At 34.1% G+C, this 16347-nt stretch carries 18 protein-coding genes; 7 read left to right on the forward strand and 11 right to left on the reverse strand.

Going from position 1 to position 16347, the window contains the following annotated elements; all coding sequences use genetic code 11:
- Positions 1-37: 37 nt before the first annotated feature.
- Positions 38-1555: a lysine--tRNA ligase gene (gene lysS, locus ACSYSW_RS01475; protein ID WP_491705031.1), complete on the forward strand. Its 1518-nt coding sequence runs from the start codon at positions 38-40 to the stop codon at positions 1553-1555.
- A 71-nt stretch (positions 1556-1626) separates the two neighbouring features.
- Here lysS and ACSYSW_RS01480 read toward each other — a convergent pair whose 3' ends face one another.
- The 3 genes from ACSYSW_RS01480 to ung form a co-directional block, all read right to left on the reverse strand.
- Positions 1627-2814 carry a uracil-xanthine permease family protein gene (locus tag ACSYSW_RS01480; protein ID WP_491706318.1) on the reverse strand — a complete coding sequence of 396 codons (1188 nt, stop codon included), beginning with the start codon at positions 2812-2814 and terminating at the stop codon, positions 1627-1629.
- Between the two features lie 193 nt (positions 2815-3007).
- Entirely contained in the window at positions 3008-3634 is a 627-nt protein-coding gene (gene upp, locus ACSYSW_RS01485; RefSeq protein WP_491705029.1) for a uracil phosphoribosyltransferase, read from the reverse strand.
- Positions 3635-3785: 151 nt separating this feature from the next.
- The gene (gene ung / locus ACSYSW_RS01490; RefSeq protein ID WP_491705028.1) at positions 3786-4469 is read right to left on the reverse strand and encodes a uracil-DNA glycosylase; all 684 of its coding nucleotides are present in this window, start codon (positions 4467-4469) and stop codon (positions 3786-3788) included.
- A gap of 203 nt (positions 4470-4672) precedes the next feature.
- Between ung and grcA the strand changes: the two genes are divergently transcribed.
- Complete coding sequence (gene grcA / locus ACSYSW_RS01495) at positions 4673-5056, forward strand: autonomous glycyl radical cofactor GrcA (protein WP_491705027.1); 384 nt, start codon at positions 4673-4675, stop codon at positions 5054-5056.
- A gap of 132 nt (positions 5057-5188) precedes the next feature.
- Here the strand turns inward: grcA and hemH are convergent, their stop codons facing one another.
- The 3 genes from hemH to orn are packed head-to-tail and all read right to left on the reverse strand — an operon-like array spanning position 5189 to position 8021.
- Positions 5189-6175: a ferrochelatase gene (gene hemH / locus ACSYSW_RS01500; protein WP_491705026.1), complete on the reverse strand. Its 987-nt coding sequence runs from the start codon at positions 6173-6175 to the stop codon at positions 5189-5191.
- Positions 6176-6183: 8 nt separating this feature from the next.
- Positions 6184-7452, reverse strand: coding sequence for a lipid IV(A) 3-deoxy-D-manno-octulosonic acid transferase (gene waaA, locus ACSYSW_RS01505; protein ID WP_491706120.1), 1269 nt, complete (start codon positions 7450-7452; stop codon positions 6184-6186).
- A 5-nt stretch (positions 7453-7457) separates the two neighbouring features.
- The gene (gene orn / locus ACSYSW_RS01510; RefSeq protein WP_491705025.1) at positions 7458-8021 is read right to left on the reverse strand and encodes an oligoribonuclease; all 564 of its coding nucleotides are present in this window, start codon (positions 8019-8021) and stop codon (positions 7458-7460) included.
- Between the two features lie 79 nt (positions 8022-8100).
- Here orn and rsgA point away from each other — a divergent pair, with 79 nt between their 5' ends.
- A complete protein-coding gene (rsgA, locus tag ACSYSW_RS01515) occupies positions 8101-9129 on the forward strand; it encodes a small ribosomal subunit biogenesis GTPase RsgA (protein ID WP_491705024.1) in 1029 nt (342 codons plus the stop codon).
- 99 nt (positions 9130-9228) lie between these two features.
- Here rsgA and ACSYSW_RS01520 read toward each other — a convergent pair whose 3' ends face one another.
- From ACSYSW_RS01520 to rpsT, 5 genes are all read right to left on the reverse strand, one after another.
- Positions 9229-9780, reverse strand: a complete 552-nt coding sequence (locus ACSYSW_RS01520; RefSeq protein WP_491705023.1) for an HdeD family acid-resistance protein — start codon at positions 9778-9780, stop codon at positions 9229-9231.
- A gap of 158 nt (positions 9781-9938) precedes the next feature.
- Positions 9939-10373: a D-aminoacyl-tRNA deacylase gene (dtd, locus tag ACSYSW_RS01525; protein WP_491705022.1), complete on the reverse strand. Its 435-nt coding sequence runs from the start codon at positions 10371-10373 to the stop codon at positions 9939-9941.
- Positions 10374-10394: 21 nt separating this feature from the next.
- Positions 10395-11237, reverse strand: coding sequence for a virulence factor BrkB family protein (locus ACSYSW_RS01530; RefSeq protein ID WP_491705021.1), 843 nt, complete (start codon positions 11235-11237; stop codon positions 10395-10397).
- Between the two features lie 5 nt (positions 11238-11242).
- The gene (locus ACSYSW_RS01535) at positions 11243-11872 is read right to left on the reverse strand and encodes an SPOR domain-containing protein (RefSeq protein WP_491705020.1); all 630 of its coding nucleotides are present in this window, start codon (positions 11870-11872) and stop codon (positions 11243-11245) included.
- Between the two features lie 103 nt (positions 11873-11975).
- A complete protein-coding gene (rpsT, locus tag ACSYSW_RS01540; protein ID WP_491705019.1) occupies positions 11976-12239 on the reverse strand; it encodes a 30S ribosomal protein S20 in 264 nt (87 codons plus the stop codon).
- A gap of 242 nt (positions 12240-12481) precedes the next feature.
- Here rpsT and pgk point away from each other — a divergent pair, with 242 nt between their 5' ends.
- The 4 genes from pgk to rplA all read left to right on the forward strand — a co-directional run bounded on the left by pgk (position 12482) and on the right by rplA (position 16250).
- Positions 12482-13645, forward strand: coding sequence for a phosphoglycerate kinase (gene pgk / locus ACSYSW_RS01545; RefSeq protein WP_491705018.1), 1164 nt, complete (start codon positions 12482-12484; stop codon positions 13643-13645).
- Between the two features lie 98 nt (positions 13646-13743).
- Complete coding sequence (gene fbaA / locus ACSYSW_RS01550; RefSeq protein ID WP_491705017.1) at positions 13744-14823, forward strand: class II fructose-bisphosphate aldolase; 1080 nt, start codon at positions 13744-13746, stop codon at positions 14821-14823.
- 293 nt (positions 14824-15116) lie between these two features.
- Positions 15117-15545: a 50S ribosomal protein L11 gene (rplK, locus tag ACSYSW_RS01555; protein WP_491705016.1), complete on the forward strand. Its 429-nt coding sequence runs from the start codon at positions 15117-15119 to the stop codon at positions 15543-15545.
- 3 nt (positions 15546-15548) lie between these two features.
- The gene (gene rplA, locus ACSYSW_RS01560) at positions 15549-16250 is read left to right on the forward strand and encodes a 50S ribosomal protein L1 (RefSeq protein ID WP_491705015.1); all 702 of its coding nucleotides are present in this window, start codon (positions 15549-15551) and stop codon (positions 16248-16250) included.
- Positions 16251-16347 lie beyond the last annotated feature (97 nt).

Consider the following 16347-nt stretch of genomic DNA (forward strand, 5'->3'; position numbering starts at 1 on the left):
TTGTTTATAAATAGTTTATAGATAATAAGGTAAAATTATGTCAACAGAGCAGCAAGATAAGCAAAATCCTACTGAAGAATTAAATAATGAATTACAAGCACGCCGTGAAAAGCTTGTACAAATACGTGCTCAAGGAAATGCTTTCCCTAATGATTTTCGGCGCGATGCTATCGCAAGCGATCTTCATAAAATGTATGGTGATAAGACTAACGAAGAATTACTTGAACAGAAAATTGTTGTCACTGTAGCCGGTCGTATGATGATGCGTCGTATTATGGGTAAAGCCTCTTTTGTGTCATTACAAGATGTAAGTGGGCAAATACAGCTTTATGTAACGCGTGATGATTTACCAGAAGGTTTTTATAATGAGCAATTTAAAAAATGGGATCTTGGTGATATTGTTGGTGCTAAAGGTTATTTATTTAAAACCAAAACAGGTGAGCTTTCAATCCATTGTCAAGAAATCCGTTTGTTAACGAAAGCACTACGTCCCCTTCCAGATAAATTTCATGGGCTTGCGGATCAGGAAATGCGTTATCGTCAACGCTATTTAGATCTTATTACTAATGAAGCCTCTCGCCATACCTTTAAAGCGCGTTCTGATGTTGTTTCCGAAATTCGTCATTTTATGCTTGAGCATCATTTTATGGAAGTCGAAACACCAATGATGCATGTTATTCCTGGTGGGGCATCGGCAAAACCATTTATTACACATCATAATGCATTAGATATTGATATGTATTTGCGTATTGCACCTGAGCTTTATTTAAAACGTTTAGTTGTTGGTGGTTTTGAGCGTGTCTTTGAAATAAATCGTAATTTCCGTAATGAAGGTGTTTCGCCAAGGCATAATCCAGAATTTACCATGATGGAAATGTATATGGCATATGCGGATTATAAAGATTTAATCGTTATGGTTGAACAGCTTTTCCGTCGGTTGGCAATTAAAATTACTGGTAACGCGATTGTACAATATGGCGATCATAGTTTTGATTTTGGTAAACCATTTATCAAAATGACCATGCGTGAAGCGATTTGTCATTATCGTCCAGAAACGAACAATGCCGATTTAGATGATTTCGATAAAGCGAGTGAGATAGCTAAATCAGTCGGTATTAAAGTTGAAAAAGGTTGGGGACTTGGGCGCATTGTCACTGAAATTTTTGAAGAAGTCGCCGAATCAAATTTAATGCAACCAACTTTTATTACTGAATATCCAGCTGAAGTTTCGCCTTTAGCCCGTCGAAATGATGAAAACCCTTTTGTCACTGATCGATTTGAATTTTTTATTGGTGGACGCGAGATTGGTAATGGTTTCTCAGAATTAAATGATGCAGAAGATCAAGCTCAACGTTTTGCTGATCAGGTCGCACAAAAAGATGCAGGTGATGATGAAGCCATGTTCTTTGATGAAGATTATGTGACAGCATTAGAACACGGATTACCACCAACCGCAGGATTAGGTATTGGTATTGATAGAACTGTGATGTTATTTACTAATAGTCATACCATTCGGGATGTTATATTGTTCCCTGCGATGCGACCAGTAAAATAATATTTATCAGTTATGATATAAAAAGCGCGCAAATAAACGTTTGCGCGCTTTTTTATTTAATTAATTAAATATTAGTTTTTAGCTGATGTTTCTTGGTGAGTGTGTGGCAAAATAAGGTTTAATAGGATGGCTAAAATGCCACATAAACTAATACCTTGTAAGGTATAGCTGCCAAAATCAAAAATCATACCACCAATGCCAAACACGAGCACTAAAGATACAATACACAAATTACGAGAAATTGATAAATCGACTTTATGTTTGATTAGAATATTAATACCGACAGAGGCAATAGAGCCGAAAAGTAATACCATGATACCACCCATAACAACGGTTGGAATTGAGGCTAAAAATGCACCAATTTTGCCAATAAAGGACATTAAAATAGCCCAAATAGCAGCCCATGTCATTACACGAGTCTTGAAGTTTCGCGTTAATGTTACAGCGCCAATGACTTCAGCATAAGTAATACAAGGTGGTCCTCCTAAAAAGCCCGCTGCTGAGGTGGCAATGCCATCGCCAAGTAATGTGCGTTGTAATCCCGGATTGCGAGTATAGTCTTTACCAGTTACTGCACCGATTGCCATAATATCGCCTACATGTTCAATGGTTGGTGCGATGACAATAGGAATCATATATAAAATTGCCTGCCATTTAAATTCGGGAAAGGTAAAATCAGGCATGGTAAACCAAGGTGCTTTAATGATTGGTTCAAAATCAACAATACCAAACAAGCAAGATAAACTATAACCGACAATGATCCCTGAAATAATAGGTACCAGTTTGAAAAAACCTTTGGCCCAAATGGCAACGATTAATGTTGTTAATAAAGAGGCCATTGAAATCATAATCAATTGATAGGATTCAGCATGAAACTCTGCACTTTTGCCAAGTGCCATATTAACAGCTAAAGGAGCAAGAGATAATCCAATTACCATAATAATTGGACCTGTAACGACAGGAGGCAAAATTCGGTTAATTACATTTGAGCCGTTAATTTTGACTAAAAAAGAAAAAAACATAAATACAAAACCAGCGGCGACAAGTCCTCCTAATGTCGCTGGTAATCCCCATTGTGATACACCAAAAGAAATCGGTGCAATAAAAGCAAATGAGGAAGCTAAAAAGACCGGAACTTTTCCTCGGGTTGTTAGCTGAAATAATAAGGTACCTAGGCCCGCAGTAAAAAGTGCAACGTTAGGATTTAATCCCGTTAAAATAGGGACTAATACCAGCGCACCAAAAGCTACAAATAACATTTGTGCTCCTGTGAAAACATCTTGCCATGAGCTGTTAAGCGGTAACTTATTTTTTAAAGGGGTAATAGATGTATGAGACACTCAATCCTCTCTTTTTTAAATTAAATGAAAATGATTTGATATTTAAAATGGATCACTTGCTATTTTTTTGGGACATAAAAAAACCGGATAAACCGGTTTAAATTTGAAGGTTTTATTTAGTACCAAATATTTTATCGCCTGCATCACCTAGACCTGGAATGATATATCCCTTTTCATTCAATTTTTCGTCAATGGATGCTGTATATAATTCAACATCTGGGTGGGCGAGTTCAAGTGTTTTGATCCCTTCAGGGGCTGCGACTAAAACAAGAACTTTAATTTTTTTGCAACCTGCTTTTTTAAGTAAATCAATAGTTGCAACCATCGAACCACCTGTTGCAAGCATTGGATCGACGATAAGTGCCATGCGATTTTCAATATCTGAGGTTAATTTTTGAAAATAAGGAACCGGCTCAAGCGTTTCTTCATTACGATAAAAACCAACAACGCTAATGCGGGCACTAGGTATATGTTCAAGTACGCCATCCATCATGCCTAATCCAGCACGTAAGATTGGAACAACTGTAATTTTTTTCCCTTTAATACGATCAACTTTGACCGGACCACACCATCCTTGAATGGTTACTTCTTCAGTTGGTAAATCTGCAGTGGCTTCATAAGTTAATAAGCTGCCAACTTCGCTGGCAAGATCTCTAAATTCGCGGGTAGAAATATCATGTTCGCGCATTAAACCAATTTTATGGCGAACAAGAGGATGTTTTACTTCAACTATTTTCATTCGGGGAACCTCAGTGTTGTTATTTGGTGATTATCGAGATGATAAAAATAACCACTGAGCGGTAATATTATCATAAAGCTATTTAGATGAAAACCTAATTACAAAGTGCCATCAATATTTTTACTTCTCTTTTACCCAGTAATTATTTTATTTACTGATGAGGTAAAACGGGTTGCCAATTTATAGGATTACCGCCTTGTTTTATAATAATTTCATTAACTTTCGAAAAAGGCTTCGATCCTAAAAAACCACGATGTGCTGATAAAGGCGATGGGTGAGCTGATGTGATAACATGATGTTTTTGACGATTAATAAATTGTCCTTTTTTTTGAGCAGGCGATCCCCATAATAAAAAAATGACACCATCATGATATTTATCAATTGATGCAATAACGTGATCAGTAAAATTTTCCCAGCCTATTTTGGCATGTGAATGTGCTTTTCCTGCCTCAACAGTTAACACCGTATTTAATAATAAAATACCTTGAGTAGCCCATGATGCTAAATAACCATGATGTGGAGGGATAAAGCCTTCAATATCATTTTGCAATTCTTTATAAATATTACCGAGTGACGGTGGGATTTTTACATTAGGTAAAACTGAAAATGCTAGCCCGTGAGCTTGATGTGGTCCATGATAAGGATCTTGCCCTAAAATGACGACTTTGATTTCTTCGAAAGGGGTAAAACGAAATGCATTAAAAACATCAGCGGTTGGTGGATAAATAGTTTTACCGGTTGCACGTTCATTATTTACATATTGAATAATTTGCTGAAAATAAGGTTTTTGCTTTTCTTCACCCAAAACATCATGCCATGTTAGATTTGTATTCATATTCTTAACCAACCATTGGTATTAAGTATAACTATTGTTATCGAAAATTTGAGTTATCATAATAACCGATAAGTTTAAACTTTTAAAACTAAAAGGTAATAGCTATTGGATAAATAGCTAGTACTTATTTTAATCAAATTACTAAAATGCTATAGTAACCTTAATTTTTATAAGGGTTATTATACTCAATAGGAGGTTCCAAAATGATTACAGGTATCCAAATTACTAAAACCGATAATGCTGCATTAAAAAATTCTTTCTGGTTAATTGATGATGCAACAAATGAAGCTCGTTGTATTGCGGCTAAATCAGTTTACAAAGAAGATCAAATTGTCCCAACTGCTGAACTTGGTCAATTTGAATATCGTGAAGTTCCTGTTAATGTTGCGCCAACAGTTAAGATTGAAGGTGGACAACATTTAAATGTTAACGTACTTCGCCGTGAAACATTAGAAGATGCTGTACAAAATCCAGAAAAATACCCACAATTAACTATTCGTGTTTCAGGTTATGCAGTGCGTTTTAATTCTTTAACTGCAGAACAACAACGTGATGTTATTGCACGTACATTCACAACTAAAATTTAATTAATTTTAATGTGAATCGTTATAAATAACCCAGCACTAGCTGGGTTATTTATTTTTTATCCTTTCTAATTCCTTATTTTTATCAATTATTTTTAATAAATCAGGATTGGCGTGGTAGATCTTTTTATTTTATTAATATTTACAAGAAAGTTCTGTTTTAGGTTCATTAAATATTAAATCTCTTAATAAGGTTAATTGTTCGTCAGACGCATTAAGAGCAGGAATATAATGAAATTGTTTACCGCCTGTGGCTAAAAAGATCTCTCTATTTTCATCATCAATTTCATAAAGTGTTTCTATACAATCTGCAGCAAAACCTGGGCACATAATTTGTACATTTTTAATGTTATCTTTTGCTAATTGTTGTAAAACATCACTAATATTAGGTTTAGTCCATTCTCCTTTGCCAAATTTAGATTGAAAAGTCATTTTAATGGGTAAATTAATACCATGGTTACGGCATTTTTCAATTAATAGTTCGGTCGTTTGTTGACACTGCTGTATATAGATATCTTGACGCTGTTTAATATAGCGTATTGGTATACCATGGAATGAAAGTAGTAATATTTCTGGTATGCCATGTAATAAAAAACTGGCTTTAATTGATGAAAAAAGAGCTTCGATATAATTGGGGTTTGCTGAGTAATCGTGAATGTAATCAAATTTAGCTTGGATTATGTCTTTAGCTAAAATTGATTTAAGTTTATTTAACGCAGCTAAGGTTGTTGTTGTCGAATATTGTGGAAAGAGTGGAATAACGGTAATTCGTGAGCAATCACTTAATTTTTTTAGAGCTAATTGTATACTAGGTTCACCATAGGTCATTGCAATTGCACAAGGCATATCAGTTAATAATGTTTGCAATTTATCACATAATAATTGGCTATAATACATTAATGGTGAAAGATTATTTATCCAAATTTTTTGATAATGCTTAGCAATATAAGGTACTCTTTTAGGTAATACGATGCCATGCAAAATGGGATACCAAATTAATGGATGGAGGTCCACTACATGCCTGTCGTGTAAAAACTCAGTAAGATAAGTTTTTATATGATAATGAGACGTTGTGCTTGGAGTACCTAAGTTAATCAATAAAACGCCATGTTTATTGCCCATTTTTTTCCTCATTGTATTGGTAAGTAACGTTTGATAATCGCAATTAAACGCTGTAGAGCTCCTTGATTTTGTTTTAAAATTTGAAAGGCATTTTCACCCATTTTATGGCGATTGTTTTTATCACTCAATAAAGAATCCATGGCGGAATATAGGCTATTATCATTTGTACAGATTATCATTGCATTAGCATCAATTAATTGTTGTCCAATCGTTTTAAAATTGAAAAAATGTTCACCCATAATAATCGGTAAATGATGTAAAGCGGCTTCTAAAGGATTATGTCCGCCTTGTTCAATTAAACTTCCCCCGATAAAAGCAATATCTGCAAGTCCATAAAGTTTGATTAAATCGCCAATGGTATCACCTAAAATAATGTCAATATCATTTGATGGTACCTTGTTGTCACTTAGTAATAATAAATTAAAATGTTGCTCAGTAATTAATTTTGCAACGCGTTTAAATCGATCGGGGTGACGGGGTACAAGAATAAGGAGTAAATCTGGATATTTATTTCGTAATTGCGCAAACTGCCTTAAGATGATTTCATCTTCTCCTTGATGCGTGCTAGCCGCAATAATAACAGGTCTTTTAAGTTGCCATGTATTTTTTAAAAATTGAATTTGCTTAGTTTGTTCAACAGTTAAATCAATATCAAATTTTACGCTACCTGTTATAGCAAGTTGATTTTTAGGTAGACCTAAATTTAAAAAACGTTGTCCATCTTGTGCATTTTGGGCAGCAACAACGGTAATTTTAGAAAGTAAGTTTTGGATAGATTGACCAAGTTTAGCATAGCGATTTGCTGAACGTTCGGATAATCTTGCATTAGCAAGAATAAGCGGGATTTTTTGTTTAGTAAGTTGATTAACAAAATTAGGCCAAATTTCGGTTTCCATGATAATGACAAGTTTAGGACGAGTAACTTTTAAAAATCGCTTTATTGCACAAGGTATGTCATAAGGTAAATAAACGTGACTAACTTTATCTGCCAATAAAGCTGTTACCTGTTGCGATCCAGTTGGTGTCATGGTTGTGACGGTTATTGGTAAAGAGGAATAAATTAATTTTAATTGTTTGATTAATTGCAAAGCAGCTATTGTTTCACCAACAGATACAGCATGTATAAGAATCCCATCAGGTTTAACTTTGCCTTTGCAAAATCCATAACGTTCAGCCCACCTTTTACGATAAGCAGGAATTTTTATACTTCGCCATAATAGACGGCACCAAATTAATGGTTGAATAAGATAAAGTATGAGCGTATAAAAAAAAGTTATCATCTTTAATTATCCAATTGGAAGAAATATTGGCGATAGTAGCTAAGTTCTGCAATTGAATCGCGAATATCTTCTAACGCTTGGTGAGTACTTTGTTTCGTTAAACCTTTTAAGATTGATGGTTTCCAACGTTTAGCTAATTCTTTAATTGTGCTGACATCTAAATAACGATAATGAAAATAACTTTCTAATTGTGGCATATAATTAAATAAAAAACGGCGATCTTGTCCAATAGTATTCCCACAAATTGGCGAACAATTTTCAGGTACCCATTGTTTTAAAAAAGCTAAAGTTTGTGCTTCTGCGTCTTTTTCAGATAACTTGCTTTGTTTAACACGTTCAATTAGACCTGATTTGCCGTGTGTCTTTTGATTCCAATCATCCATAGCTTCTAATCTTTCATTCGATTGATGAATAGCTAAGACCGGACCTTCAGCAAGAATATTTAAGTGACTATCAGTTACAATAGTTGCGATTTCAATGATTCGATCATGTTTAGGATCAAGTCCTGTCATTTCAAGATCGATCCAAATTAGATTATTACAATCTAAATAGGGTTGCTTAGTCATAATGTTCAGTTTAATTTTCTTTTTGAGATTAAGTAGTGTAGCATATTGGGGCAACTGTTCTAATAAATATTCGTTAATCGTGGCTAAAAAACAATTATCGCAAAATCAGCAAAGGCGTGTTGCTGCTAAACATAAGCAGCGACTTGAAATTAATCCTGATGAAAATTTATCTAACTTTTCCACACAGAGAGAAGGTATGGTAATTAGTCGTTTTGGTAAATCTGCCGATGTTGAAGATAATCAAGGTCATATTTATCGTTGTAGTATTCGTCGAACTTTGCCTTCACTCGTGACAGGTGATAAAGTTATATGGCGAGAAAGTCTTGAAACCAATACCAATGGTATCATTGAAGCCGTTTATCCACGCTTGTCAGAACTCGTTAGACCGGATTTTTATGATGGTGTTAAACCCGTAGCTGCCAATGTTGATCAAATTATTATTATTTCTGCAGTTGTACCTGAATTATCATTAAATATCATTGATCGCTATTTAGTTGCATGTGAAGCGACGCAAATCAAACCTATCATTGTATTAAATAAAATTGATTTATTGGATGAACAAAAACGTATTAGTATCGAAAATTCATTATCGATTTATACAAAAATAGGCTATCAAGTATTAATGATTTCGTGTAATGAACCGAAAACTATTAAATCACTAGTTAATCTTCTACAAGATAAAACTTCTATTTTAGTTGGGCAATCAGGCGTAGGTAAATCGAGTATTATTAATTTGCTTTTACCTGAGCAAACACAATTAGCAATAACAGGCGATGTGTCGGAACTTTCAGGCCTTGGTCAACATACAACAACAGCAACTCGTTTATATCATTTACCGCAAGGTGGAAACATCATCGATTCACCTGGGATACGAGAATTTGGTTTATGGCATCTTGAACCCGATCAAATAATTAATGGCTTTATTGAATTTTCGGATTATTTAGGTGGTTGTCGATTTCGGGATTGTAATCATCTTGATAGTAAAGGATGTTTATTACAAGCAGCAATGCATGAAGGTAAAATTGCAACCTCAAGATTAGAAAATTTCCACCATATTTTGCAATCTATGCAAGATGTAAAATCCCGTACTAATAAAAGCTATAAATAATCAAGTTTAATATTAAATGAAAGATGCAAGTAAGATGTTTTAGAATCGCGTAAACGATATTCAGGATCAATCGTTTAACGATTGATCCTTAAAAGAAGTTTATTCAGGCTGTTTTCTTAATGCAAATCCAATACAAACAAATGCCCATCCCTGAAATATTAAATCAACACCTAAAAAGATGCCTAAGATCCAAATGCTACTAGCAGGCCAACTAAATAAAATAAAAATACCTAATAATAAAGTGACAATTCCTGAAACTAAAATCCAACCCCAATTCGGAAAATCGCAATTATTATAAGCTGCAAATAATTGTGTAATACCACTCATAATTAATAAGAAAGATAAGATAAGTGTTAATGCTGCGGAGAAATCAAGAGGTTGTACATAAGCGATAAAACCAGTAAGAATATATAAAATACCGACAAAAGCCCATAAAATTACGTGACCTGTTCCTTTAATATTAAAGGCATTAATTAATTGTGTTACACCTGCAATAATTAATAAAGCACCAATAACATAATCCGAGAAAATAGTCGCAAGAAATTGATAACTTAACGCTAAACACCCCAAAATAATCAAAATGATACCAACAACTATAAGCCAACTCGATTTTACTCGAGGTTTATTTAAATTTGGAAATTCAGTGATCATGAGATTCTCCTGTTTTATTATCTCGTGATTGACAAAATATCATGTAACTATGTGTTTTATCAACTGTTATTCGGTAAGACAAAAAATTTACAGAATTTAAATTTACAAATTTACAAATTTAGAAAAAGTAATGAAGTGTTTTTTTTGAACAGAAAAAGTTAGATTTGCAACCAAAAGGTAACAGGGCCATCATTAATTAATGAGACTTGCATATCAGCAGCAAATTGTCCTGTTGCGGTTGTGATTCTCGATTGACAATTTTTGACAAAAAATTGATATAACTCACAAGCCTCATTAGGTTTAGCTGCTTTACTAAAACTTGGACGCATCCCTTTTTGAGTATCGGCAACTAAGGTAAATTGAGAAACGACTAGTAGCTCTCCATTGGCTTGTTGAATATTTAAATTCATTTTGTTCTTATCATCGCTAAAAATACGATAATTAAGAATTTTATCGATAAGTTTTAGTGCTTTTTGCTCATTATCATCTTGTTCGACTCCCAAAAAGACCAATAATCCAGAATTAATTTTTCCAATTATCTTTTCATCAACAGTGACACTAGCGCGTTTAACGCGTTGAATTAAAGCTATCATTTTTTTGATGTTTATCCTAAATTAATCAACAGGAAGTGAATTTTTTAATAAGTTCTTTTTGTTATTATTAAATATTGCCAACGATGCTGCAAATTCGGCTCCAAATAAAATAATACACCACGAGACATAAATCCAAACTAATAAAATTGGAATTGACGATAACACTCCATAGATAAGCTGGTAAGTTGGGAATGAGGTAATATAAAATGCAAATGCACGTTTACCTAATTCAAATAGTACTGCAGCAACAATAGCGCCTATTATTGATTCTCTAAAAGGGACAGATTCAGTTGGTACAATAGAATAGAGTAACCAAAAACCAATTACGGATATTAAGAAAGGTAAAAAGCTCAGTAGCAATCCGCCAGCATTAACATGTGAAATCCATTTCAAAGAAAGAATATAAGAACTTACCATAATACTCGAACCTGCTAAAATCGGACCAAGTGTTAAAATTGTCCAATACATGGTTAAATTATACATTAGTGAACGTTTACGTTTTGTCTTCCAAATTAGATTTAATGCATTATTGATAGAATTAATTAATAGTAGAGACGTCACAATTATCCCAATAACACCAAAAACCGTCATTTTTTGGGTATTGCCAATAAATTGTTCTAGATATTGCGTTATTGTATCGCTAGCTGTTGGAACAAGGCTATCATAAATTAATTGTTTTAATGCATGGCTTGCATCGTGAAACATCGGAAAAGCAGATAAAAGTAAAAAAACGACGGTAATTAATGGGACAAGCGATAAAATTGTTGTATAAGCGAGTCCACCTGCAACAGTTAATAAATTATCATGGTTAATTTTATCCCATAAAATTTTAAGAAAATTTTTGATTTGATTTGTAAGTTTCATAAATATCACTTTGCAGCAACTAAGCAATTTGTAATGCCATTCTTTTTTAAAGAATTGACAGCAATGTCTGCATCATTTTTATTATTATAAGAGCCGGCTATGACACGATATAATTGACCTTCGTGAATAGAAGCGTTAATACCTTGCATAGCGAGTTTAGCCACTAGTGTATCAGCATTTGCTTTATTTTTAAACGCACCACATTGTAACACCCATTGATTTAGTGCAGATGAAGTAGGCGCAGTATTATTTATTTTGGAATTATTGTTGCCGATAGATTCCTTATTATCTGATTTTATTGTAGTTATATTACCAGCAAAACTATCAAGTATCTGTTGCTTTTCTTGCTCAATAGAAGAAGATGAGCGATCGGCAATTATCGTCGGAGATTCGAGCTCTTTAAGGTAAGTCCAACGTTCTTGCGGTTGTTCCGGCAGAGTCATTGCAGGCGGTTCGGTTGTTACCTTTGCTTTCGGTAGAGGTTTATTTGTATGATTATTTGTTGAAACAAAATATAAAATTGCAGAAAAAAGAATAATAAGGATGATGGAAATCACGATCATAAAATTTGGCAGAAAACGCGATTTATTTTTTTTTGATGGTTTTTTTCGTTTTACATAATCACGTTGTACCACAATCGACTCTCTAAAGTAGTTATATATATTAATTAAGAAATATTATACAAACAAAAAAAGTGGTTAACACCACTTTTTTAACTACAGAAACGAACAGAAAAAATTAAGCTAAAGCTTTGATCTGTTTGCTTAAATTTGCTTTATGACGAGCAGCTTTATTTTTGTGAATTAATCCACGCGCTGCTTGACGGTCAACGACAGTCTGCATATCTTTGAATGCTACTTCAGCTGCTTGTTTATCGCCAGCTGTAACAGCTGCGTAAACTTTCTTGATGTAAGTACGCATCATTGAACGGTTACTAGCATTGTGTTTACGGCGTTTTTCAGATTGAACCGCACGTTTTTTAGCTGATTTGATATTAGCCAAAGTCAACTCCCAAGTTAAATAGAAATTATATATTAATAAGGGGGCAGAATATGCCTTATTTTCTTTTAATTGTCAATGCGCGAGTATAAAAATATTTTAATATCAATATGTAAAAAAGATTGTTTTAAGTAAAGAATTTGCTTTTAAAGGAATTAACGAAAATATAAATTCTATGTTAGAATATTGCGCAATTATTTATTATTTTTAGTATTTTATTTTTTTTATTTTTAAGAGGAAGTCAAATGTCCATCATAAGAATGCAAGATCTCGATTTAAAAGGTAAACGTTTATTTATTCGTTCTGATCTTAATGTACCTGTTAAAGATGGTAAAGTTACCTCCGATGCACGTATAAGAGCTTCTTTACCTACTATTGAAGAAGCCATTAAAAAAGGTGCTAAAGTGATGGTAACATCACACATTGGCCGCCCAATTGAAGGTGAATACGATCCTAAATACTCATTACAACCCGTTGTTGATTATTTAAAAGAACATGTTTCTTTTCCGGTGCGTTTAGTAAAAGATTATCTTGACGGGGTTGAAGTTGCTGAAGGTGAACTTGTTGTTTTAGAAAATGTCCGTTTTAATAAAGGCGAAAGTAAAGATGATGAATCGCTTTCAAAGAAATATGCAGCGCTTTGTGATATTTATGTGATGGATGCATTCGGAACGGCGCATCGTGCTCAGGCTTCAACTCATGGTGTGGGTAAATATGCCCCTGTTGCTTGTGCAGGTCCTTTACTTGCTGCTGAACTTGATGCATTAGGTAAAGCACTTGATAATCCAGCTAGACCAATGGTTGCGATTGTTGCGGGTTCTAAAGTTTCTACAAAATTAACGGTTCTTGATTCTTTATCAAAAGTTGCTGATCAAATTATTGTCGGTGGTGGTATTGCTAATACCTTTATTGCTGCTGAAGGTTATAACGTTGGTAATTCTTTATACGAAGAAGATTTAATTCCTGAAGCGAAAAAATTGATGGCAAATTGTTCAATTCCAGTCCCAACAGATGTTCGTGTTGCAACAGAATTTAGTGAAACGGCACCCGCGACAGAAAAATCCGTAAAAGATGTACAAAATAATGAGCAAATTTTAGATTTAGGTGATGAATCAGCTCAAGTTTTAGCAAATATTATTAAAAATGCTAAAACTATTTTATGGAATGGTCCAGTTGGTGTTTTTGAATTTCCTAACTTTCGTCGTGGGACAGAAATTGTAGCTAAGGCTATTGCCGATAGTGATGGTTTCTCTATCGCTGGTGGTGGTGATACTTTAGCTGCTATTGATTTATTCGGTATTGAAGACAAGATATCTTATATTTCAACGGGTGGCGGTGCTTTCTTAGAATTTGTAGAAGGTAAAAAACTTCCTGCTGTTGCCATGTTAGAAGAAAGAGCAAAAGCGTAAATTTTAGTATAATTTTAAAGGATGAGTAATAACTCATCCTTTAATGTAAGGTTTAAAAATAAATTCGATTTTAAAAAATAAAATTAATAGGTAACAAAATGACTACAAAGATCTCTGATGTTGTAAAACCTGGTGTAATTACAGGGGATGATGTACAAAAAGTATTCCAAGTCGCTCGTGAAAATAACTTTGCTCTTCCAGCTGTAAACTGTGTTGATACTAACACTATTAATGCTGTCATTGAAACAGCAGCTAAAGTAGGCTCGGCAGTTATTGTTCAATTTTCTAATGGTGGTGCTCAATTTATTGCCGGTAAAGGTCTTAAACTCGAAGGTCAAGAAAGTGCAATTTTAGGTGCTATTTCGGGAGCAAAACACGTTCATTTAGTCGCTGAAAAATACGGTGTGCCGGTTATGCTTCATACTGATCACTGCGCAAAAAAATTATTACCATGGATTGATGGTTTATTAGATGCGGGTGAAACACATTTTGCTAAAACGGGTAAACCTTTATTTTCCTCTCATATGATCGATTTATCAGAAGAACCATTAAAAGAAAATATCGATATATGTTGTCAATATTTAGCGCGTATGTCTGCAATGAAAATGACATTAGAAATCGAATTAGGTTGTACGGGTGGTGAAGAAGATGGTGTTGATAACAGTCATATGGATAGCTCAGCACTTTATACTCAACCCGAAGATATCGCTTATGCTTATGAACGTTTAAGTGCTATTAGTCCACGATTTACAATTGCAGCATCATTTGGTAACGTTCATGGTGTTTATAAACCAGGTAATGTTAAATTAACGCCAAAAATTTTAGATAATTCCCAACGTTATGTATCTGAAAAATTCGATTTACCTGCTAAATCTTTAAATTTTGTCTTCCATGGCGGTTCAGGCTCTACTGAAGCAGAAATTAAAGAAGCAGTTAGTTATGGTGTCGTTAAAATGAATATTGATACAGATACTCAGTGGGCGAACTGGGATGGTATCTTAAAATATTACAAAGCAAATGAACCTTATTTACAATCTCAATTAGGCAACCCAGAAGGTCCTGATGCACCAAACAAAAAATACTATGATCCGCGTGTTTGGTTACGTAAAGGTCAAGAATCATTATCTGCTCGTTTAGAGCTTGCATTTAAAGAATTGAATGCTATTAATGTTTTATAATTTAAGATATTAATATTCATAAAAAAAGCAGAGTTTAACTCTGCTTTTTTTATGAATGCTTCTTTATAGTTATAATTTATGAAATTAATAAAATTTATTGTATATATAGCATCATCATTAAATTGAGACTAAGAATCTGTTTTGAAAAGAAGACAATTAATTTAAAAAATAAAATAGGGCTTGTAATTCTATTTTATTTATAGCATAATATCGCCCTCATTTAACTTAGGGGAGCTGCGGGTTAATACTTATTATTAATTTAGGCGTTCGTACCCGAGAAAAGGAAACTTACGATGGCAAAAAAAGTACAAGCCTATATCAAGTTGCAAGTTGCAGCTGGTGCGGCAAATCCTAGTCCACCAGTTGGTCCAGCACTTGGTCAACATGGTGTTAATATCATGGAATTCTGTAAAGCGTTCAATGCAAAAACTGAAGGTTTAGAAAAAGGTTTACCAACGCCAGTTGTTATTACCGTTTATGCAGACCGTTCATTTACCTTTGTTACTAAAACCCCTCCAGCAGCTGTGTTATTAAAGAAAGCAGCTAAAATTAAGTCTGGCTCAGGTGAACCTAACAAGAAAAAAGTTGGTAAAGTAACATCAGCGCAAATTCGTGAAATTGCAGAATTAAAAGCAGCTGATATGAATGGTGCAACCATTGAAAGTATGATGAGTTCTATTGAAGGAACTGCACGTTCAATGGGCTTGGAAGTGGAGGGTTAATTCATGGCGAAATTATCTAAAAAAGCTAAGCTTATCCGCGAAAAAGTGAATGCGACTAAACAATACGAAATCAATGAAGCCATTGCTTTATTAAAAGAATTAGCAACCGCTAAATTTACAGAAAGTGTTGATGTTGCTGTGAATTTAGGGATTGATCCTCGTAAATCAGATCAAAACGTACGTGGTGCAATAGTACTTCCAAATGGTACGGGTCGTACTGTACGTGTAGCTGTATTTACTCAAGGCGCTAATGCAGACGCTGCTAAAGAAGCCGGCGCTGAATTAGTAGGTATGGAAGATCTTGCAGAACAAATCAAAAAAGGCGAAATGAATTTTGATGTTGTTATCGCGTCTCCAGATGCAATGCGAGTTGTAGGTCAATTAGGTCAAATTTTAGGGCCACGTGGTTTAATGCCAAACCCTAAAGTTGGAACAGTGACGCCAAATGTTGCTGAAGCAGTTAAAAATGCTAAAGCAGGTCAAGTCCGTTACCGTAATGATAAAAATGGTATTATTCATACAACCATTGGTAAAGCGGATTTTGATGCAGATCAACTTAAAGCAAACCTTGAAGCATTACTTGTTGCATTAAAACGTGCAAAACCAGCTTCATCTAAAGGTATTTTCATTAAGAAAGTTAGCCTCTCTACTACAATGGGTGCAGGCGTTGCTATTGATCAAACATCATTGACAGCAACAATTTAATTGCATAATTGCAATTAAATAAACGAAATCGGTTGGTGTCTGACCTTTATCAGACCCCGTCCAAGACCGTAGGTGTAATTGTTGTTTGATTACTTAA

It is taken from the genome of Gilliamella sp. ESL1225 (assembly GCF_058502635.1).

Excerpts from the sequence above, each read along its gene's own strand:
- lysS (WP_491705031.1), top strand. The coding sequence starts at position 38 with ATGTCAACAGAGCAGCAAGATAAGCAAAATCCTACTGAAGAATTAAAT.
- ACSYSW_RS01480 (WP_491706318.1), bottom strand. The coding sequence starts at position 2,814 with ATGTTATTTGTAGCTTTTGGTGCGCTGGTATTAGTCCCTATTTTAACG.
- upp (WP_491705029.1), bottom strand. The coding sequence starts at position 3,634 with ATGAAAATAGTTGAAGTAAAACATCCTCTTGTTCGCCATAAAATTGGT.
- ung (WP_491705028.1), bottom strand. The coding sequence starts at position 4,469 with ATGAATACAAATCTAACATGGCATGATGTTTTGGGTGAAGAAAAGCAA.
- grcA (WP_491705027.1), top strand. The coding sequence starts at position 4,673 with ATGATTACAGGTATCCAAATTACTAAAACCGATAATGCTGCATTAAAA.
- hemH (WP_491705026.1), bottom strand. The coding sequence starts at position 6,175 with ATGGGCAATAAACATGGCGTTTTATTGATTAACTTAGGTACTCCAAGC.
- orn (WP_491705025.1), bottom strand. The coding sequence starts at position 8,021 with ATGACTAAGCAACCCTATTTAGATTGTAATAATCTAATTTGGATCGAT.
- ACSYSW_RS01520 (WP_491705023.1), bottom strand. The coding sequence starts at position 9,780 with ATGATCACTGAATTTCCAAATTTAAATAAACCTCGAGTAAAATCGAGT.
- dtd (WP_491705022.1), bottom strand. The coding sequence starts at position 10,373 with ATGATAGCTTTAATTCAACGCGTTAAACGCGCTAGTGTCACTGTTGAT.
- ACSYSW_RS01530 (WP_491705021.1), bottom strand. The coding sequence starts at position 11,237 with ATGAAACTTACAAATCAAATCAAAAATTTTCTTAAAATTTTATGGGAT.
- pgk (WP_491705018.1), top strand. The coding sequence starts at position 12,482 with ATGTCCATCATAAGAATGCAAGATCTCGATTTAAAAGGTAAACGTTTA.
- fbaA (WP_491705017.1), top strand. The coding sequence starts at position 13,744 with ATGACTACAAAGATCTCTGATGTTGTAAAACCTGGTGTAATTACAGGG.
- rplK (WP_491705016.1), top strand. The coding sequence starts at position 15,117 with ATGGCAAAAAAAGTACAAGCCTATATCAAGTTGCAAGTTGCAGCTGGT.
- rplA (WP_491705015.1), top strand. The coding sequence starts at position 15,549 with ATGGCGAAATTATCTAAAAAAGCTAAGCTTATCCGCGAAAAAGTGAAT.